Annotated in this window: 18 protein-coding genes; 10 read left to right on the top strand and 8 right to left on the bottom strand. The window is 66.9% G+C overall.

All coding sequences use genetic code 11. The features are described from left to right. Positions 1–4 precede the first annotated feature (4 nt). Genes HYV14_16990 through HYV14_17015 form a run of 6 tightly spaced genes read right to left on the bottom strand, consistent with a single transcriptional unit; the run spans position 5 to position 6,647 of the window. Positions 5–835: an NAD-dependent epimerase/dehydratase family protein gene (locus HYV14_16990; GenBank protein ID MBI2387685.1), complete on the bottom strand. Its 831-nt coding sequence runs from the start codon at positions 833–835 to the stop codon at positions 5–7. Continuing rightward, positions 816–1,853, bottom strand: a complete 1,038-nt coding sequence (locus HYV14_16995; protein ID MBI2387686.1) for an N-acetylneuraminate synthase family protein — start codon at positions 1,851–1,853, stop codon at positions 816–818. Before HYV14_16995 ends, HYV14_16990 begins: the two co-directional genes overlap by 20 nt. A 7-nt stretch (positions 1,854–1,860) precedes the next feature. After that, on the bottom strand, positions 1,861–2,571 hold the full coding sequence (locus tag HYV14_17000; GenBank protein MBI2387687.1) for an acylneuraminate cytidylyltransferase family protein: 711 nt from the start codon (positions 2,569–2,571) through the stop codon (positions 1,861–1,863). After that, positions 2,565–3,962 (bottom strand): DegT/DnrJ/EryC1/StrS family aminotransferase, encoded by a 1,398-nt coding sequence (locus HYV14_17005; GenBank protein MBI2387688.1) that lies wholly within the window; start codon positions 3,960–3,962, stop codon positions 2,565–2,567. Before HYV14_17005 ends, HYV14_17000 begins: the two co-directional genes overlap by 7 nt. Positions 3,963–4,006: 44 nt before the next feature. Further along, on the bottom strand, positions 4,007–6,025 hold the full coding sequence (locus HYV14_17010) for a protein kinase (GenBank protein MBI2387689.1): 2,019 nt from the start codon (positions 6,023–6,025) through the stop codon (positions 4,007–4,009). 1 nt (position 6,026) lies between these two features. Then, a complete protein-coding gene (locus HYV14_17015) occupies positions 6,027–6,647 on the bottom strand; it encodes a sigma-70 family RNA polymerase sigma factor (GenBank protein MBI2387690.1) in 621 nt (206 codons plus the stop codon). Between the two features lie 395 nt (positions 6,648–7,042). Between HYV14_17015 and HYV14_17020 the strand changes: the two genes are divergently transcribed. The 5 genes from HYV14_17020 to HYV14_17040 all read left to right on the top strand — a co-directional run bounded on the left by HYV14_17020 (position 7,043) and on the right by HYV14_17040 (position 12,044). Beyond that, positions 7,043–7,942, top strand: a complete 900-nt coding sequence (locus HYV14_17020; protein ID MBI2387691.1) for a DUF4384 domain-containing protein — start codon at positions 7,043–7,045, stop codon at positions 7,940–7,942. Between the two features lie 73 nt (positions 7,943–8,015). Further along, positions 8,016–8,531: an LPP20 family lipoprotein gene (locus tag HYV14_17025; GenBank protein ID MBI2387692.1), complete on the top strand. Its 516-nt coding sequence runs from the start codon at positions 8,016–8,018 to the stop codon at positions 8,529–8,531. Positions 8,532–8,587: 56 nt separating this feature from the next. Continuing rightward, positions 8,588–9,511: a PorV/PorQ family protein gene (locus tag HYV14_17030; GenBank protein ID MBI2387693.1), complete on the top strand. Its 924-nt coding sequence runs from the start codon at positions 8,588–8,590 to the stop codon at positions 9,509–9,511. 72 nt (positions 9,512–9,583) lie between these two features. Further along, positions 9,584–11,350 carry a caspase family protein gene (locus tag HYV14_17035; protein MBI2387694.1) on the top strand — a complete coding sequence of 589 codons (1,767 nt, stop codon included), beginning with the start codon at positions 9,584–9,586 and terminating at the stop codon, positions 11,348–11,350. A gap of 10 nt (positions 11,351–11,360) precedes the next feature. Further along, positions 11,361–12,044 (top strand): T9SS type A sorting domain-containing protein, encoded by a 684-nt coding sequence (locus HYV14_17040; protein MBI2387695.1) that lies wholly within the window; start codon positions 11,361–11,363, stop codon positions 12,042–12,044. A 29-nt stretch (positions 12,045–12,073) separates the two neighbouring features. Here HYV14_17040 and HYV14_17045 read toward each other — a convergent pair whose 3' ends face one another. After that, a complete protein-coding gene (locus tag HYV14_17045) occupies positions 12,074–12,880 on the bottom strand; it encodes a class I SAM-dependent methyltransferase (protein MBI2387696.1) in 807 nt (268 codons plus the stop codon). 2 nt (positions 12,881–12,882) lie between these two features. Then, positions 12,883–13,875, bottom strand: a complete 993-nt coding sequence (locus tag HYV14_17050) for an SDR family NAD(P)-dependent oxidoreductase (protein MBI2387697.1) — start codon at positions 13,873–13,875, stop codon at positions 12,883–12,885. Positions 13,876–13,964: 89 nt separating this feature from the next. Between HYV14_17050 and neuB the strand changes: the two genes are divergently transcribed. The 5 genes from neuB to HYV14_17075 are packed head-to-tail and all read left to right on the top strand — an operon-like array spanning position 13,965 to position 19,745. Further along, the gene (gene neuB, locus HYV14_17055) at positions 13,965–15,005 is read left to right on the top strand and encodes an N-acetylneuraminate synthase (GenBank protein MBI2387698.1); all 1,041 of its coding nucleotides are present in this window, start codon (positions 13,965–13,967) and stop codon (positions 15,003–15,005) included. Then, a complete protein-coding gene (locus HYV14_17060) occupies positions 15,002–16,039 on the top strand; it encodes an SDR family NAD(P)-dependent oxidoreductase (GenBank protein ID MBI2387699.1) in 1,038 nt (345 codons plus the stop codon). Before neuB ends, HYV14_17060 begins: the two co-directional genes overlap by 4 nt. After that, positions 16,023–16,730 (top strand): acylneuraminate cytidylyltransferase family protein, encoded by a 708-nt coding sequence (locus HYV14_17065; GenBank protein ID MBI2387700.1) that lies wholly within the window; start codon positions 16,023–16,025, stop codon positions 16,728–16,730. The genes HYV14_17060 and HYV14_17065 overlap by 17 nt, the downstream gene beginning before the upstream one ends. Further along, a complete protein-coding gene (locus tag HYV14_17070; GenBank protein ID MBI2387701.1) occupies positions 16,723–17,913 on the top strand; it encodes a DegT/DnrJ/EryC1/StrS family aminotransferase in 1,191 nt (396 codons plus the stop codon). The genes HYV14_17065 and HYV14_17070 overlap by 8 nt, the downstream gene beginning before the upstream one ends. A gap of 5 nt (positions 17,914–17,918) precedes the next feature. After that, positions 17,919–19,745, top strand: coding sequence for a hypothetical protein (locus HYV14_17075; GenBank protein ID MBI2387702.1), 1,827 nt, complete (start codon positions 17,919–17,921; stop codon positions 19,743–19,745). The last annotated feature ends 290 nt before the right edge of the window (positions 19,746–20,035 follow it).

Genomic DNA, 20,035 nt, shown 5'->3' on the forward strand with positions numbered 1-20,035 from the left:
GGGGTCACGAGAGGCACACGGCCAGGCCGCGGCGCAAAGAGGTCGGCGGGGTCCAACGGGTCAGGCGCGCGAGGCGCCGGTTGTCGAGGATGAGGGCTGAGCCTTTCGCGGCCTGGATCGCGCGCGGGCGCCGTCCCGCCGCGCGGCGCGCCGTCTCCACGAGGCGGGCCACCGAAACGCCTTTCCCGGTGCCCACGTTGACGAGGAGGCGCTTGCCGGGGCGCGCGGCCAAGGCGAGGCGGATCATGCCTTCGGCCGCGTCGTCGACGAAGAGGAAATCGCGCACCGGCGAGAGGTCGCGGACCTTCGGCTCGCGGCCTTTCTTGAGCTGAGCGATCACCGTGCCGGGCACCGTGGCGGCGCTGACGCCCGGGCCGTAAACGTTAGCCAGGCGAGCGGCCGCGCCGGCCAGGCGACCGCGCGCGCACGCCTTCGCGAGCAAGGCCTCGGCGGCGAGCTTGGTCTTCACATATGTTCCGCCGGGGCGCGGCGCGTCGGTCTCGCGCGCGGGCCGCTTCAGGGCGGTCCCGTACACATGCGCGGTGGAGGGCAGGACGAACACGCCGACGCGGTGGCGGCGGCAATAGCCCAGCATCCGCCCGGTCAAGGCGACGTTCGCCTCGCGGGCGGCCTTGGGGTCGGCCTCGCACTTCGAGGCGTCGGCCATCCCGGCCAGGTGGAAGAAGTAATCGGCCGGACGCTTCGACGGCCGCGGCTTGCGCGCGTCGAGAGCCTCCACGGCGACGCCCCTCTTTTCCAAGAGGCGGACGAGGCTCCGGCCTAGGAAGCCCCCGGCGCCGGAGACCAGCGCGCGCCTACCAGCCGCGGATGTCACTCGGCGTCAGCTGCCGTTCGGCGGCCAGGCCGCGCGCGGCCTTCTTTCCCAGGACCTTCTTGAACTCGCCGGCGAGGATCTTGCCGGTGCCGGGCCGCTTGACCCAGAGGTTCTTGAGGGTGAAGGGCTCGCCCGCGAGGACGGGCGCGATGGTGACGACCGACGCGTAGGCGAAGTCGATGACCGGCTTCTCCTCGGGCAGGATGGTCTTGCCCCCGCCCATCGCCTCGAAGACGGCGCGGGAGCCCTTGACCAGCTCCGCCAGCTCCTGCGGCTCGATCGAGATCGGAACGTCGGGTCCAGGCCACTTGCGCGTCACCGTGAAGTGCTTCTCGAAGACGCAGGCGCCGAGCGCGGCCGCCCCGAGGCAGGTGTAGATACCGAGCGAGTGGTCCGACAGACCCACGGGCAGGCCGAACGCCTTCTGCAGGTCGAGGATGCCGCCCAGGCGGACCTTCGAGTACGGCGTCGGGTACATCGAGGTGCAGTGCATCAGCATCAGCGGCGTGCCCGCGCGCTTGAACACCGCCACGGAGGCCCGCACGGAGGCGAGGTCGTTCATGCCCGTCGACAGGATGGTCGGCTTGCCCATGCGGGCGACATGCTCGAGCAGAGGGATGTTGTTGCACTCGCCGGAGCCGATCTTGAAGGAGGTGACCTTCATGGCCTGGAGGCGGTCGGCGGCCTCCCGGGAGAAAGGGGTGCACATGTACAGGATGCCCTTCTTCTCGCAGTGCTTCTTGACCTGCCGCTCCTCGGCCTCGTTGAGCTCGCAGCGCTTGATGATGTCCCAGAGCTTCTCCTTGGAGATCTTCCCGGGCTTCATGTCCGTCGGGATCATCTCCTTCTCGGTGATGTGGCACTGGAACTTGATGCAGTCGGCCTTGGCCTCGGCGGCGGCGTCGACGAGCTGAAGGGCCTTCTTCAGGCTCCCCTCGTGGTTGATGCCGGCCTCGGCGATGATGAACGGCGGGTGGGCGGGACCGATCTTGCGTCCGCCGATGCTGAACTCTTTCATGGTCTTATTAGCCGTCCTTGAACAAGGTGCGGGCGAGATGGTCCGCGAACTCGAAATCGATCGGGTCGTCGATGTCCACCGAGCGGTCGCGCGGCATGACGTGCGCCTTCATCCGGCTCCCATAGATCGAGCCTTCGACCATCATCACGTCGCGCCGCGTCGCGTAGATGCCGCCGTTGGGCATGTACATCTTGGGCAGGGCCTGGGAGATGCCGAGCTCCCCCTTGATCTCCTTGCCGAGGAAGGGCTTCGCGAGCCCCTCCGGGTCGAGAGAGAACATCCACTCCGGGCGCTCGTGCACCGGATACATGCTGACGCAGGAGGTGGCGCCGTCCTCGACGGCCTGCACGCAGGCGTCCACGTCCGACGGACGGATGAACGGGGTCGTGGGCTGCATCGTGATGACGATGTCCACCCGCTTCTTGTCGTGCTCCTCGACCCACTTCACCGCGTGCTGGGTCACCAGCTCCGAAGCGACGTCCTCGGAGATATCGGGCGGACGCACGAACGGGACGTAGGCGCCCGCCTCCTTCGAAACGCGGATGATATCCGCGTGGTCGGTGGAGACCAGGCAGGTCGTGACCTTCTTGGAGGCCAGCACGGCCTTGATCATCCAGGCGATCAGCGGCCGGCCGTTGAGGGGCTTGATGTTCTTGAGCGGGATGCGCTTGGACCCGCCGCGCGCGTGGATGACCGCCAGGACGTTCGGGGTCACCACTTGTACACCTTGGGGCCCGTCGGCGCGTAGCCCTTCAGCGCGTCGAGGTTCGAGAAGACCTTCTTGAACGCGTTCGCCGCGTCCTCCATGTCCTTGGGCGTGTTCGGCGCGTTGACGTGATAGAACCAGATGAACTTCTCGTAGATCAGGGACGCCGCGACGGGGTAGTCCTCGCGGCGGTACCGCATCGCGCGGCCGTGCGGGAAGCCCGACCAGGGCCAGCCGTCCATGCCGAAGGCGATCTTCTTGGTGAACATCGGGTTCTCGGGCATCAGGCGCGGGTAGCCGCCGCCGACGGGGATGCCCTCGGCGCGGATCGCGGCGAGCACCGCGTCGCGGCTGACGCCGGACGTCTTCGCGTCGTAGGTCATCGCCAGGACGTGGCAGACGTTGCCGTCCGAGGCGAAGCCCTCGGCGATCCGCAGATAAGGGAGCTTGGCCAGGCGTTGGGCCAGGTAGCGCGCGTTGACGTTGCGCTGCTGGTTGTTGCGGCTCAGCTTCTTGATCTGGGCCAGGGCCACCGCGGCCGTCAGCTCGGTCATGCGGAAGTTGAAGCCGACGATGTTGCACAGCTCCTCGGGCGTCGCGTCGGGTCCCGGGATGGACTCGCCGTGGTTGCGGATCAGGCGGCAGCGGCGCGCCAGGGACTCGTCGCTGGTGACGATCACGCCGCCCTCGCCGGCGACGATGTTCTTCGTGTCCTGGAGGCTGAACACGCCGATCGGGGCGATGGAGCCCACCGGCGTTCCCTTATAGACCGTGCCCGGCGACTGCGAGCAGTCCTCGATGACCTGGAGCTCGTGCTCGGCGGCGATCTTGTTGATGGCGTCCATGTCGGCGGCGCGGCCGAGCAGGTGGACGACGAGGATGGCCTTGGTCCGCGGCGTGATCTTGCGGCGGATGTCCTCCGGGTCCATGCACAGGCTCTCCGGATGGATGTCGACGAAGACGGGGATGGAGCTGAACGCGAGTATGCTGACGGCGGTCGCGTTGAAGGAAAGGCAGGTGGTGATCACCTCGTCGCCGGGCCCGAGGCGGCAGGCGCCGAGCGCGGTCATCAGGCCGGAGGTGGCGGAGTTGACCGCGATCGCGTAGCGGGCGCCGAAGCGCTTGGCGAACTCGGCCTCCAGCGCGCGGACCTTGCGGCCGCCGATGAACATGAAGTGCTGGGGGTTGTAGTCGACGGCCTCGGCGCTGGTCATGGACAGCTGGCGCTCGATGTCGGCCGATGGGCTCCCCATGAAGCGGGACAGGGCGCGGTCGTTGAGGACTTCCAGGACGTTCTTGCGCTCGGCGCCGTCGAAGACGGAGGGGCCGGCGAAGGGCTTCTTGCGGGCGGGGAGGCCGCCGAACAGGGCGAGGCGAGGGGGCGCGGCGATGGCGCGGGTCATGAATTCATTTTAACATTTTTCCCAGTCAAGCCCGGAACCCGGTCCTAACGCGCTTGTTTGCTCAAGCGGGACAAACCCTCGCGGGCCGCGAGGCGGTCTTCCGCGGAGGTCGCAAGAGATTCGGCCTTGGTGTAATAGTAGACGGCCTCCTCGTCCCGCTGGAGGCCGGCGAGAAGCTCGGCGACGAGCAAATGCGCGCGGGCGTCGCCGGAGGACAATTCCAGGCTCTTCTTATACTGCCGAACAGCGCCGCTCAAATCGCCTCGCCGAGCGAGCGCCGCTCCGTAGCCTTGGAGCGCCTGGGTGTCCTTCGGCGCCTGGACCGCGCAGAGAGCGTATTGCTTTTCGGCCGCCTCGAACTCGCCGGACATGCCCAGCGCTTCCGCGTAAGGCAGGCGGATCTTATAGTCCTCGGGGGAAATCTCGACGGCCGCGGCCAGCGCCCGCACGGCCTCCGGATAGCGCTTGACCTGAAGCAGCGCATGTCCCAAGACCTTATGCCCCTCGGAGCGCCGCGGGGCGAGCGCTGCGGCCGCTCGGGCATGATCCAAAGCCGCGGCGAAATCACCCAGTTCGAGGCGTATCCACGCCGCCAAGACGCGCGATTCGAAGTCGCCGGGCGACGACGAAAGGCGCTTCTCCAGCCGCTCTGCCGCGTCCTTGAGCCGCCCCACGGCCATGAGCTTTCGGACGTCCGGCGCCGCATCGGGGGTAAGCGGGGCCGGGGAGCGCATCGCCGTTTTTTTGAGGGCGGGTCCACGAGAGACGGACGGCGCTTGAGGCGGCGGCGCGATATCGGAAGGAACCTTGGCCGGCCTGAACCAGAGAACACTTCCGACGACGAGAAGTAAAGACGAAACCGCGATCCATGCCGCTTGACGACGCTTCATTCGAGGGCGCGCCGACACCGATTCACCCTTCAAATAACGCCCGAGATCCGCCGCCATGGCGCCGGCGGTCGCGTAACGGCGCCGGGGATTCCGCGCCATGGCCATACGGCAAATGTCTTGAAGCTCCCGGGGAGTCCCGGGCGTGGCGTCGCGGAGCGGTTCGGGCTTCGCTCGCGCGACTCGGGACAGTATCTCGGAAACCGTACGCCCGTCGAAAGGCCTCCGCAGCGACAGCATCTCGTGCAGCATGGTTCCCAGGGAAAAAACCTCGCTGGCGAAACTCATGGGCTCATCGCCCGTGACCTGCTCGGGCGAGCAGTACGGGGCGCTGCCGATGAAATCGGTGGGCCGCGTCAGCGCCGACGCCGATTCCGAGAGGGTCAGGCCGAAATCGATCAGCCGGGAGGAGCCGTCCGAATCCAAGATCACATTGGACGGCTTTATGTCTCGATGCATGACGCCCCGTGAATGAGCGAAATCCAACGCTTCGGCCACGCCCATCACGACCGAAGCGCAGATGTCGGGATAAGGCCGCGACCAAAATCCGCCGCCGGCCTTGGGAGGCGCGACGCGCGCGTCATGCTTAGCCGCGAGCGCGGCGAGCTCCTCGATGTTCCCGTCGATGAGGCGCTGGATATCCGCGCCGCTGGGCGGCGCGCTCGACTCGCGCAATCCCGCGAGGATGCCGGCGAGGTCGAGACCGGGGACGAAATCGATCGTCAAGTAAGGAGTCCCGTTCTCCGTCCCGAACTCGTGGATGGAAACGATCCCGGGATGAGAAAGGCGCGCGATCGTCTCCGCTTCGCGGCGGAAACGTTCCACCGCGCGCGCATCAGCCGTCCCGAAGGGCGACAGCACTTTCACCGCGACCAGCCGTTTAAGGGACTCTTGTTCGGCCAAGAATACCGCGCCCATCCCCCCCTGCCCCAACCGTTCAAGGATGCGATAACCCTTGATCCGCGGCTCCGGGACCCCTTCGGATCGCGGCACCTCGCGGAGCTGCTCGAGGCAGGCGTCCAAATGTCCCAAGGCCCTCAGCCGCGCGCGCAGCGGAGCCTCGAGAGCCGGATGTCGCCGGAACAAGGCCTCGGACTCGACGGCTTCGCCGCGCTCCGCGGCGTCCAAAAATTCCGCGACGATCTCGTCGATCCGCTCGTCCGAATTGTCTTCCATCCTACATGGCCTGGAAGATCCCGGCCAACTGAGCCTTGGAGCGCGAGTAATACATGCGCGCGGCGTCTTCCGAACGCCCCGTCAACCGGCCGATTTCCGCGAACGACAGCTCCTCGAGATCCCGAAACACGATCACGTCGCGCGCATCCTGAGAGAGCTTGTCCATGGCGGCGCTCAGGCGGAGGACGTCCTCCCGGTTTTCCAAGACGCGGCTGGGAGTAGGATCGTCGCCCGGCAACGAGAAGTCGCGGCTCGAATCGGTCCTTTCATTGGCCTCGATAGGGTTCTCTTGCCGCATGTCTCTTTTCTGGGCCCGGAACTGATCATAGCGGTCATTGATCGCATTCCGAACCAATTCGCCCAGCCAGTGGATGAACGCCCCTTCATGCCTGAGCTCGAAATGATCGAAGCCGTTGACGGCCCTCGTAAACGCGTCCTGCACGATATCCTGGGATTCGAGCTTGGCGCGGAGCGAAGGCCCGAGACGAAGACGGACGATCTGAAGGACCCGCGCGGAATAGCGGTCGAACAGCGCGTTGAGGGCCTCGGCGTCCCCCGCCTTCGCCTGTCGAATCAGGATCAGAGATGAGTCCGTGCGGTCGTTTTCGGGTGAGAGGCTCATAGGCCCTTAAAACACGCAGTTCGGTTGCGGCGATTTATCCGCTTACACAAGAGAAGCCTAGTGTACCCGACACCGTCATGCCGCGCAATGGGGGGCACCGATCCAATGTTCACAGATATCTTATACTTCGGAGACCGTTCCAGCGCCGAATCGTCGCGAAGCGCCAGGAACAGGCTTCTACTGATGCTGGCGGCATTCGCGCTCTTGGCTGGCGGATGCAAGCACGCCCCCGTGAAGCCGCAAAGGAACTCCATGGGAAGCATGCTGCAATCGTTCCCCGAATCGCCCGAGGAGCGGGAGTTCAACAAGCTATGAAAGTCGTCCCGATCCTCCTACTTATCGGCGCCGCTGCCTGCGTCCACCCCGCTCCCGCTCCGCAAGGACGGGCGGCTTCCATGCTGAACGAGTTGGATCGCCGGACGTCTCCGCTTCCGGCCGCCGATACGCCGACGCCCGCAAAAGCCGCTTCTCCCCGCCAGAACGAAGCGCCCGCGTTTTCCGGCCGCCACGAGAACCTCGAGTTCGACGAAGTCGGGGTCGGCCGGTCGCTGAGCCACGAGCCGCAGGGGATGGCGGTCGCGCGCGCACGTGAGGATGCCTTATCCAAGGCGATGATCGGCGGCGCCGATGTTTTTTACGGCTTCAGCGATTTTTCCTCGGAAATCGGCCGCGTCCGTCATGAGTCGGTCGCGAAGTATTTATTCACCTCGAACAAAGGCCTCCTGACCGAGCACTCGGCCGGCTCGCCCGAGTGCGCCATCAAAGACCTCACGACGACTTGCCGCCTCCGCGTGCGCGGCACGATCTCATTCCGAGGCGCCATCGATCCTTCCTATCTCCTGCTCGACCAGCAGTCGGGGAAATCCCTCGGCCTCGACCGGCGCCAATATTATGACGGCGAGCCGGTGAAGATATCCCTGACCGCCACCAAGGACTCCTACATCTATCTCTTCAGCTGGGACGCGGAAGACGATCTGTATCTGGTCTTTCCCAGCGCCCACAGCAAGAATAATTTTCTTCAAGCGGGAAGTCCGCTCCTCCTGCCGCAAGAGGATTCCGGGCTGAATTATCGAGCGACGCTTCCCTCGGGAAAGACGTCCGCGGCAGAAAAACTGCTCATCATCGCCGCTCAAAAAGAGCTGACCATGCCAAATATCCCGGGCGGCGGCGGCCTCAGCGCCTATAAAGCGGGCACCATGACCACCGTCATGAGGGATCTAGCCCAACTGGAGCGGCGTGAATGGACCCTGCAGGTCATTCCCTACGACATTTTGGCCCGCGGGGCGCAGGAGTGATGTTCGGTTCGGCCGTTTTTTCCGCTTTCATCTGCATGGGAAGGGATCATTTTCACCACGGCTGGAGGCTCATATGAACCGTATCGCGATCGTCTTTTTAATGGGCGCTTTCTTGGCGGGTTGCGGAGCCCCGAAATGGGTTAAGATGGGCTCGTCGGCCTTCGCGCCGAACGAGAAGATGTTTTACGGCGTGGGAGAGGCCGACGCGTCGGTCCGCAGCACGAATCTGCGGAACGAAACCGCCGACAATCGCGCCCGCGCCGACCTGCAGCGGTATTTCGATACCTACAGCGGCTACTTGATGAAGGAGTATGAGGGAGAAGACGGACAACAGGTGGACCGCGTGATCAAGACCTTCAGCGCCGGCCATCTTTCCGGCGTGAGGATCGTCGAACGCTACCAGAAGGGCGACAAGGTCTACTCCCTGGCCAAGCTCAACCTCGAGGAGTTCCGAAAAGTCGTTCGCAACGCGCCCGAATTGACCGAAAGGACTCGGAAATACCTCGCGGAGCGCTCGGAAAAACTCTTCGACCAGCTTCGCGAAGAGGAAGTTCGACGGGAAGCCGTCAAGGACCGTAAAGCGCCGTAGCTCCGTACGCCGCGTTCTCGCCGGACTGATCTCGACGCCTGCATCGTCATGTACAAATGAAAGAGGAAAATCGCGGCGGCGGCCGCAAGAAAACGAAGCTCTTCCACGCGTCACTGAGCCTGCTTCTCCTCTTTCCGTTGAGAGCCGCGGCGGCCGAATCCTCGTCCGCGGGGACATTGCTCCGGATCCCGATCAGCGTGCGCGCGGCGGGAATGGGAGAGGCGTACGTCGCGGCGGACGACGACGTGCTCGGGATCCACTATAACCCGGCCGCTGGCCTCACGAGCAAACAACTCGCGTTCCTCTACCAAAGGGGGAATCTGGAAGATTCCATCGGCGCGATCGGCGGCGGCGCGCCCCTGTCCTTCGGGAAAGTCGCGGGCAGCCTGCTCTACTACGACGCGGGCGCCATCACGCTCACCGACACCCTCGGCAACAGCCGCACCGTCACGGCGCAAAGAGACCTGTTGGCGACCGCCTCGGCAAGCCTGTCTCCCTCCAGCGATCTTTCAGTCGGCGGAAACCTGAAGTTCCTCCGCTCCCAACTCGTCGACGAGTTCACCGGCACCGCCTTTCTCCTCGACCTCGGCACGATCTACAAGCCCTCCTCGTGGTTGAGCCTGGGATTCGCCGCGCAAAACTTAGGCAGCGCGCTCAGTTATGCCGGCACGCAGGAAGAGCTCCCCAAGATCCTGCGCGGCGGCGTCGCTCTCAAGAAGCGCCGCTTCGCCCACCACTATGCTTTCGCCTTTGATATCCTCACGGCCTCGGACGAGACGACGCCCAAGGAACACATCGGATTCGAGTACTCGTACGCCAAGCTGTTCGCCCTGCGTTTAGGCTATAAAGCGGGCTACGATACGGAGAATTTGTCCTTCGGCGCCGGATTCACTCGGGATATCGTGTCGGTGGATATCGCATTCGTCCCCTCCGCGGAGTTGGGCGCGACGGTGAAGACCTCCTTAACGTTGAGATTCTGACCCATGTTGATCCAGGCGATCATGCTGCTGACTTTGACCGGACCGCGTCCCGCTTTCGGGAGCGAGGTCGCCGTGTCGACGGACGGCATCATCACTCAAGAAGGCGTCCGCGCGGTCGCACTGTCCCATTCCGGGGAATACCTCGCGGCGGGTGCTAAAGACGGGACGATCACCATCTGGGATGCCGCGAATCGCCGAATCGTCAGCGCCGCGCGCGGTCACAAGGAAGCCGTCACCTCCCTGTCTTTCTCTCCTTCCGGCGCCCTTCTGGCGTCGGCCAGCCTCGATTCGACCATCGGGATATGGAGCGTCCCCGACGGGAAGCGCATCCGAACCCTTTCCGGACATTCGAATTCCGTCAATTCCGTCTCTTTCTCCCGCTCCGACGATGAACTCGTTTCCGCGAGCTCCGACAAGACGGTGCGGATCTGGCGCGCGTCCGATGGAAGCGTCGTCCGGGTCCTGAGGGGAAACACCGGCGAGGTCTACTCGGCGGCCTTCTCTCCCGGAGGAGATACCGTCGCCTCGGCCGGCGAGGATGAAACGGTCCGGCTTTGGAGGACCCGCGACGGAGCCCCGCTTTGGAAAGCTCGAACCGGCCTAATGAACGTCCAATACGCGCTGGCCTTCTCTCCGACCGGGCAACTCATAGCGTCGGCGGGAGAGGATTCACGGATCCAATACCGGCGCGCGGTCGACGGCGGGGCCGCGAGAACGTCGCAGAGCGGGGGCGGAGCGGTTCTGTCGCTGTCCTTCTCTCGATCCGGAGAACAATTGATATCCGCCGGGAAGGACGGCGCCGTCAGAGCCTGGCGGGTGAGCGACGCGGAACTCCTCAAGCAGTTCGACGGCCATGCAGGCGCGACCGGAAGCGTCGCCGTCCCGAGCGAAAGCGGCTTGGTCGCGTCCGCGGGCGAGGACGGAACGATACGGCTTTGGACGCTGCCGAGGACGGGAAACCCCTCTCGCGAATGGGGAGCGACGCCGATCGTTGAAACCGATTTACCGGTCAGCACCACCGAGCAGGCGCTCATCGACGCCGAGCTCGACAAGCTTCCGGACTACCGGACCCCCCGCCGCAACGCCTACGCGGTCATCATCGGATTAGAGCGCTATAGGGACTTGATCGGCGCGGAATACGCGTCTCGCGACGCGATCCTGATTCGAAAATACTTCGAGAAAGCGCTGGGGATCCCCCCCGAGCACATCCTTCTGCGGCAGAACGAGCGCGCGACGCTCGGGGACCTGAAGAGCTATTTCGAGACCTGGCTGAAAGAGAAGGTGTCCGCCGACGCCGAAGTCTTCGTTTATTATGCGGGACACGGAACCCCGAATCCCAAAACCGGCGAGAGCTCAATCGTTCCCTACGATGCGCTTCCCGAAGCCATGGATGACGGCTACCCATTGAAGCGTCTGTATGCGGTTCTGGGCGCGCTCCCCGCCAAACGGGTGCTCGTCATCCTCGATTCTTGTTTCTCGGGAACCGGAGGTCCCCGTACCGTATTGGCTCAGGGCGCCCGTCCGATCATGCCGGTCGTGGAAGACCAGGTACTCTCGTCCGGGAAGGTCGCCGTCATCTCGGCCGCATCCGGCAGCCAGATCAGCGGCACCCATCGCGTCGCGCGGCACGGTTTGCTGACCTACCACATGATCCGCGGCCTCCGCGGCGAGGCGGCGAAGAAGGACGGCACGGTCTCCCTCATCGATCTCTACAGCTACCTCCTCCCGAAAGTCGTCGTGGACGCCCGCAACAGCCACCGTGAGCAAGAGCCGAAGCTTTTGCCTCCCGTCTCGATCGCCGATCCGTGGAACGGCGAGACGCTCTCGATTCTAAAGTGAGATCTGCCAAATGAAAAAATGGACATCGTCAGCGAACCCCTGCTTCCTCGTCACGGCATTGGCGTTTTGCACTTTTCTGAGCGCAGCGGCATCGGCCGAAATAATCACCGTCCACCTAAGGACACTCGATGGAACTCCAATGCCCGGCGAAACGGCAACGTTCTATATCGACTCCCCCTATACGCTGTTGACTTCCCAAACAACCGACGCCGCCGGGAACTGCACTCTTACCGATCTCGTAGCCATCGGCCAATACCGGTGCGTCGAGGTCGTCAAACCGGGCTGGACCTTTTCTATAACCAACAGCGAACCCTATCTCTACCCCGATTACCCGACCAGTCGCGTCTGCACGGGCCTCCATTCCAACGAATACTTCTTCTGGGGACAGCGAGTTGGGGGCACATCCGTTAAAGTCATCGGAGGCGCACGGGGATACGTGAACCCCAACCGCAATGAGACCGCGACTATCGTCTTCGCTCCTCCCTTTTCGGGACTCGTTACGATTAAAATATATAATGCCCGCGGGAATCTTGTCGTCACCAAAACGAAGTTCGCAATCCCCAAAATCCAGAATACGGTCGAGTGGGATGCCCGCAACGCCGAGGGTCAAAAGGTCGCTTCGGGGATTTATACCGCCCACGTCTCCGGTTCGCAGCTGAACTATACGATCAAAATCGCCGTCGTGAGAAAATAAAGCGGCGCAACAGTACGCCGGACGCGCAACTATTCCAGACGGCGCGCCAGCGCGACGATGCGGTCGGCCCGGGACGGCTCGGTCCACGGGAACAGCTTGGCCCGCAGGCGCCCGAGCAGGCCGTCCGCCGGCGTCAGGCCGGCGAGGTGGACCACCTCGAACCCCGCCGCGGCCAGGCAGAAGCGCAGGGACGCGGGCGTGGGGATGCCCTGGGCGTGGTCGCCGAAGCGCTTGAACAGGGTGCGCGCGGGGTCGGCGTACACCGGCGACTCGGCGTGATGGCCCTTGATCAGCAGCCAGCCGCCCGGCTCGAGGCGGTCATGGACGGTCTTCAACGCCCCGCGCATGTCCGGGAAGTAGTAGATCGCCTCGAGGATGGAGATCAGGGCGAAGCGGCGTCCGGCGAGCTCGGCGGGGAGCTCCGGGAAAAGCCCGGGATAGGTCCGGGTGCCGCGGCGGACGGCCTGGGCGCGGGCGGTGGCCTGCGGCTCGACGCCGTGGGCCTCGAAGCCGAGCGCGTCGAGGGCGGCGCAGAAGCCCCCCGTGGACGAGCCCACGTCGAGCGCGGGCCCGCGCCGGTCGACATGGCGGGCGATGAGGCGGCACAAGGGGTCCGACGGCGAGACGGCCGGGTCGAGCGGGCGCTCGCGCTTGTCGAGGGCGTCCAGGACCACGGCGGACAGGTCCGGGCTCAGACGCGGACGCGGGAAGACGGTGCCGCAGGCGCCGCAGCGGAAGAAGGGCCGGGCCGGTCCGGTCGCGCAGGCCTGGGGCGGGCGGAAAGGCTCGGCCGGGGCCGGGCCGCAGAACGGGCAGTCGTCGGCGGAGGAGGCCACCGTCAGACGGTGTAGACCGCCGGGTCGTACTCGCCGCGGTTGTCGCGGACGTAGGCGATGGTCCGGCGCAGGCCTTCCTCGAGGCTCACGCGCGGCTTCCAGCCCAGGAGACGGCGCGCCTTGCGGTTGTCGCACAGCAGGCGGCCGACCTCGCTCTTCGTGGGGCGGACCCGGGCGCGGTCCTCGCGGAGGACGGCGCGGCCGCCCGTGAGCTTCAGGATCGAGCGCGCGGCCTCGCCGATCGAGACGCCACGGCCGGTGCCGAAGTTGATGGTCTCGCCGACGGAGCGAGGGCTCGCGGCCGCCGCGAGGAAGCCCGCGACCGTGTCGTCGACGAAGTTGAAGTCGCGCACCGGGGCCAGGCTGCCGAGCTTGATCTCGGGCCGGCCGGACAGCGCCTGGCAGATGATGGTGGGAAGCACGGCGCGTGCGGACTGGCGCGGGCCGTAGGTGTTGAAGGGGCGCGCGATGGCGACGGGCAGGCCGAAGGAGCGGTGGAAGCTCTCGGCGAGCTGATCGGAGCCGATCTTGGTCGCGGAGTAGGGAGACTGGCCCTGGAGCGGGTGCTTCTCGTCCATCGGGGTGTACAAGGCGGTGCCGTACACCTCGGAGGTGGAGGTCTGCACGACCTTCTTGACCCCATGGCGCAGGCAGGCCTCGAGGACGTTCAAGGTGCCCTCGATGTTGACCGAGACGAAGCTGCGCGGGGCCCGGTAAGAGTACGGGATGGCGATCAAAGCGGCGAGGTTGAAGACGACATCCCGGCCCTTGATGAGCTCGGCGACGAAGGTCGCGTCGGTGACGTCGCCCGGCCAGACCTCGAGGCGGGAGGACAGCTCGCGCGGGACTCGGTCCAGGAAGCCCTTCGTGCCCTTCGAGTTGTAGCGCACCAGGGCCCGGACCTTGGCGCCCTCGCGGAGCAGGGCCTCGGTCAGGTGGCTTCCGATGAAGCCGCCGGCGCCGGTGACCACGACGGGGACGTTTTTCCATTTCATGCCGCAATATTATGACTTATCAGCCGCCGTTTGATACCTCCCCGGGAGAGCGTTTTATGAAAATAAGCTAAGATGCTCTCGTGAGCTTGATGCGCATCGCCGGAAGAACGATCGGGGCGGGACACCCCTGCTTCATCATCGCCGAGGCCGGGGTCAACCACAACGGGAGCCTCGAGACGGCCAAGAAGCTGATCGACATCGCCGCCGACGCCGGCGCCGACGCGGTCAAGTTCCAGACCTTCAAGGCCGAGGAGTCGGTGACCGCCTCGGCCCCGATGGCGGCGTATCAAAAGAGGAACGACCCCGCCGCCGCCTCCTTCCTGTCGATGCTCAAGAAGCTCGAGCTATCCGGGGACGAGTTCCTGGAGCTGATGGCCCACGCGAAGGCGCGCGGCATCCTGTGCTTCTCGAAGCCCGCGTGGATCGGCGCCGTGGACGAGCTCGAGGCGGCCGGGGTGCCGGTGTACAAGATCGGCTCCGGCGACGTCACCTTCCACTCCCTCTTGAGGCGCGTCGCGCGCACCGGCAAGCCCGTCATCCTGTCCACGGGCATGGCGACCATCCCCGAGATCCGCGAGGCCCTGCAGGTGCTCAAGGACGGCGGCGCCGGGGAGCTGGCGGTCCTGCACTGCGTGACCTCCTACCCCGTCGAGCCGAAGGAGGCCAACCTCCGGGCGATCTCGACCATGCTCAAGGAGTTCGACTGCCCGGTCGGCTACTCCGACCACACGACGGGCCTGGAGGCGCCGCTGGCCTCGGTGGCTCTCGGCGCCTGCATCGTCGAGAAGCACTTCACGCTCGACCGGACGATGCCGGGCCCCGACCACAAGGCCTCGCTCGAGCCCGGGGAGCTGGCGGCGATGGTGCGCGGCATCCGCGCGGTGGAGGCGGCGCTGGGCCACGGCCGCAAGGAGCCGTCGCCGTGCGAGCTCGAGAACATGCGCGTCGTGCGCAAGAGCCTCGTCGCCGCGCGCGCCATCCGCCGCGGCGAGACCCTCGCCGACGCGGACCTGGGCTTCAAGCGCCCCGGCACGGGCCTGCCGGAGAAGAGCCGCCCCTATTTCGTCGGGAAGAAGGCCGTCCGGGACATCGCCCCTGACGAACTGATGCGGGAGGACATGGCCGAGTGAAGAACGTTTTCAAAGGGAAGGTCGCTCTGGTCACCGGCGGCTCCGGCTCCATCGGCAGCGAGATCGCCCGCCAGCTGCTGAAGCTCGGCGCGGAGACGGTCCGCATCTTCAGCAACGACGAGGACGGCCAGTTCAACCTCCAGCACCGCATGGGCGACAAGCGCAACGTGCGCTACCTGCTCGGCGACCTGCGCGACCCGGTGCGCCTGCGCAAGGCGATGGAGGGCGTCGACGTGGTGTTCCACGCCGCCGCGCTCAAGCACGTGACCGCCTGCGAGCTCAATCCCTTCGAGGCGGTGATGACGAACGTCGTCGGCACGCGCAACCTCGTCGAGGCCGCCCTCGACGCCGAGGTCAGCCGCGTCGTCACCATCAGCACCGACAAGGCCGCCAACCCCGTCAACGTCCTCGGCGCCACGAAGCTGCTGGCCGAGCGCCTGACGACCTCCGCCGAGTACCACAAGGGCCCGCGCAAGACGGTGTTCTGCAGCGTGCGCTTCGGCAACGTGCTCGCCTCCCGCGGCTCCGTCGTGCCGATCTTCGCCTCTCAGATCCGCGACGGCGGGCCGGTGACGGTCACCGACCCGGGCATGACGCGCTTCGTGATGAGCATCCCCGACTCCGTCGCCCTCGTCCTCGAGGCCGCCTCCACCGCCGTCGGCGGCGAGACCTTCATCCTCAAGATGCCCGCGCTCAGGGTCGGAGATCTGGCGGCGGCCATCGTCGAGACGATGGCCGAGAGGACCGGCAAGAGGAAGGCCGCGATCAAGGTCGTGGGCATGCGCCGCGGCGAGAAATTCCACGAGGAGCTGATGAACGAGACGGAGGCCCGCAACGCCTTCGAGGCGGGCCACATGTTCGTCCTCGTGCCGCCGGAGATGGACCGCGGCTACGCCAACATCGAGCGCGCGGTCAGCGCCTACAAGCGGAAGTACCGCCGCGCCAAGGTCGCGACCTATTCCTCGGGCGGCCAGAAGCTGCTCACGCCGGCGCAGGTCCGAGAGCTCCTCACGCCCGATGTCATCCCGTTCTGACGCGGTCGTCGCCGTCATCCCGGCCCGGGGCGGCTCGAAGGGCATCCCGCGCAAGAACCTCGTCCGCCTCGGCGGGCGCCCGCTGATCGCGTACACGATCGAGGCGGCCAAGCGCGCCCGGCTCGTCGACGTCGTGCTCGTCACGACCGACTCCCCGGAGATCGCGCGCGCCGCGCGGCGCCTCGGCGCGGAGATCCCGTTCCGCCGGCCGCGCGCGCTGGCCGGGGACGACGTGTCGGTCGTGGAGGCCGCGCGCCACGCGGTGCGCTGGCTGGCGGAGCAGGGGCGCAAGCCCGAGATCGTCGTCCTGCTCCAGCCGACCTCTCCGCTGCGGAGCGCCGCGCGCATCGACGAGGCCGTCCGCCTCCTGCGCCGCCGCCGCGCCGACACCGTGGTCGGCGTGCGCGAGCCGGAGACGCACCCCTGGCAGTGCGTGCGCTTCGCGAAGGGCCGCATGCGCTTCGCCGTGCCTCGCCCGGCGCGCCGCCTCAACCGCCAGGATTACCCGCTCGTCCACGCGCTCAACGGCGCCCTGTACGCGGTCCGGGCGGACGTGCTGCTCGCGGGCGGCCTGTACGGCCCCCGCGTCGAGCCGCTGATCATGGAGGCGTGGGAGTCCGTCGACATCGACGAGCCCGCCGACCTCGCCCTGGCCGAACATCTCTTGAAGTCCCGGAGGACCCGTGCCTGAACTGAGCCTGCTCGGCGGCAAGCCCGCCTTCGACGCGCTGCTGCCCATCACCCGCCCGACCATGCCCGATTTCGCCGCCGTCGAGCCGCGCCTGCGCGAGATCTACGCGTCGGGGATGATCACGCTCGACAAGAGCGTCCGCGAGCTCGAGTCGCGCGTCGCCGAGTACCTCGGCGTGCGGAACGTCGTCGCGGTGTCGAGCAACAGCACCGGGCAGATGCTCGTGCTGCGCGCACTCGGCCTGAGCAAGGGCGAGGTCATCGTGCCCAGCTTCTCGTTCTGCATGTCGAGCCACGTCCTGCTCTGGGCCGGCCTCGAGCCCGTCTTCGTCGACTGCGACCCGGTCACCTGCACCGTGGACCCGCGCCGCGTCGAGGAGGCGATCACCCCGCACACCGTCGCCATCCTCGGCGTGCACATCTGGGGCAACCCCTGCCGCGCCGACGAGCTGATGGCGCTCGCCGAGCGCCGCGGCCTGCGCTTCATCACCGACGCGGCGCAGGCGATGGGCAGCTCGCTCAAGGGCCGCAAGACGGGCGGCCTGGCCCACGCCGAGGTGTTCAGCTGCAGCCCGACCAAGATCCTCACCTGCGGCGAGGGCGGCCTCGTGGCCACCGACGACGACGGGCTCGCGGCCAAGGTCCGCAAGGGCCGCGTCTACGGCCTCAACCCCGACTACACCTGCGACATCGTCGGCCTCAACGCGCGCATGAGCGAGATGAACGCCGCCCTCGGCGTCGCCTCGTTCGAGGCGCTCGAGAGGAACATGGCCGCCCGCCGCGAGCGCTTCGCGCAGTACCGCGCGCTGATCGGCGCGGTCCCCGGCGTGACCTTGCCCGAGCCGACGCCCGGCGCCGTGCCCAACGGGCAGTACTTCGCCTTCTACGTCGACGAGGCCGGCTTCGGCCTGACCCGCGACGAGCTCTACAAGGTCCTGGCGCTCGAGAACATCATGCCGCGCAAGTACTTCGACCCGCCCCTGCACGAGCTGGCGGTCAACCGCGGCTTCCGGCGCCACGACCTGCCGGTCACCGAGCGCATGTGCAAGCGCGTGCTCAGCGTGCCCCTCTACTCGCACAGCACCCCGGAGATGATCGCGAAGGTCTCCGACGCCGTCGCGCGGGCCCAGCGCTCCGCCGGCCGCGTGCGGGACGCGCTCAAGCGGCAGCCCGCCGCCGCCTGAGCCTCATGGCACCGGGCGCCATCGTCGTCATCGACGGGCCCGCCCAGGCCGAGGCCCTGGTCCGCCGCCTGGCGGGCGCCGGGGAGCGCCCGGAGATCCTCGTCCACGACTCCGCGGCGGCCGCCGTCCTCGAGGCGCACGGCCTGGAGCACACGACGACCGAGTCGCTGTACGACGCGAAGGACTGCCGCGCCGTCAAGGACGACTCGCTCGAGCGGACGGTCTGGATCTGCCGCGAGCTCGACCGCCTGGCGCGCGCCGAGGCGTGGACGGACGCGCCCGCCTCCTTCGAGCCCTTCATGGCGCAGGTCTACAGCGTGCGCCACCTGATGGACCATCTGATCTTCACCGCCTGGCGCGTCGAGAGGATCCTCGCGGCCCGCCCCGGACGGCGCGTGTGCTATTTCGACACGGCGCCCGAGACCGCGGGGGACGACCTTTTCTTCCGGGCGGAATCCGCCTGGTCCCGCGTCCTGACGGCGGCGCTGGACGCGAGGGGAATCCCCGCCGAACGCTGGCCCGCCCTGCCGCCCCCGCGAGAGAGCCTCGGCGCTCGCGCCCGCGAGGCCCTGCGCGGGCTCAAGCGCCGCCTGACGGGCCTTCGGAACCCCGCGGCGCTCGCGCCGGCGGGCGGCCTGCTCCTGCTCAACCGGGGCTACTCGGTGGTCCATCTCGCCGAGGAGGCGCGCCGCGACGGGCTCGAGGCCGTCTTCCTCGACCCCGCGAGCCTGGATCGCCCGGCGCGGGCCGCCGCCTCCGCGGCGCTCGAGCGCGTCTGGACCGCCTTCAGCGCCGATCCGGCCGCCGCGTCGAGGTGGGTCTGGAACGGCATCGACCTCGGCCCCGCCGCGATGCCGCGCCTGCGCCGCCTCGTCGTCTCCTGGGCGCCCCGCGCGGAGGCCCTGTTCCGGTCGGCCTCCGCGGCCCTCGCCCCCCGCCCGGCCGCCGCGGTCGCCGCCGCGATGAACTGGCGGGAGAAGATCGCCGCCCAGGCCTGCCGCGCGAACGGGGTGCCCTTCGCGGTCTACAACCACGGCCAGATCGGGACGCGCCACTCGGAGCTGATCTATTGGAACGACATGGCGTTCTCCGACCTGTTCCTCGTCAACGGCGCGGCGCAGGAGGAGTACTGCCGCCGCCAGTTCCCCGAGGCGCGCTGCGCGCCGAAGGCCGTGGGCCTCGCCTTCCTCGACCGCGTCGCCTCCGAGCAGACCCCCGAGGCCCGCGTCGAGATGCGCCGCCGGCTCGGCGTCGAGGACGGCCGCCGCCTGTTCGTCTACGTGCTCAACGCGGCCCGCGACTACCGCTTCCCCCAGTATCACCGCGAGAGCATCGCGAACATGCTCGTCGAGCGCCGCATCGCCGCGCTCTTCGCCCGGCACCCGGACGCCGACCTGATCCTCAAGCTCTACGGCGGCGGCATCGACGACGCCCCGCTGCGGACCTTCGTCCGGTCGCTGAACGCGCCGAACATCCGCATCCTCGACAAGCCCGTGTTCTCCCGGATGCTGCCCGCCGCCGACGCCTTCATCGCGGACTTCCCGTCCACGACGACCTGCGAGATGGCGATGACCGACAAGCCCATCTTCTTCGTCAACGCCGCGACGGCGATCGAGTGGCTCCCCGAGGCCCGGAAGATCATGGGGCGCCGCGCCGAGTTCATGGAGACGCTCGAAGAGGTCGACGCGGTGCTGGGGCGGGCGCTGGCCGCGGAAACCCTCGAGCCCAACGCGGACCGTTCGTTCGCCGAGAACTACGGGGTCTGCCGCTCCGACGGGCTCAGCGCGCGGCGCGCCTGGAGCGCGATCCGGGAGCGCGTCCTCCGGGCCTAGGGGCAATGCCGGTCACTTAAGAGATTTTCCTGGAAAATATTCAACCACAAAGACACCAAGACACGAAGCAAACGCATAAAATGGTCTTTTACCCTTCTTTCTTGGTGTCTTCGTGCCTTGGTGGTTCATTTTTTAGATGGTGACGGCTTAAGTGACCGGCATTGGGCCTAGGAGCCTGAGCAATTAGTCGGGCCGCCACACTGCAGCGGCATTTGCCCCCCAACGGAATGGCCGCCCCCGCGGGGGGCGGCCAGGATCGTCGCCTTCGGCGCCGATCTGAGAAAGGGCTG

This window comes from Elusimicrobiota bacterium (assembly GCA_016182905.1).
GTDB lineage: Bacteria > Elusimicrobiota > Elusimicrobia > UBA1565 > UBA9628 > GWA2-66-18.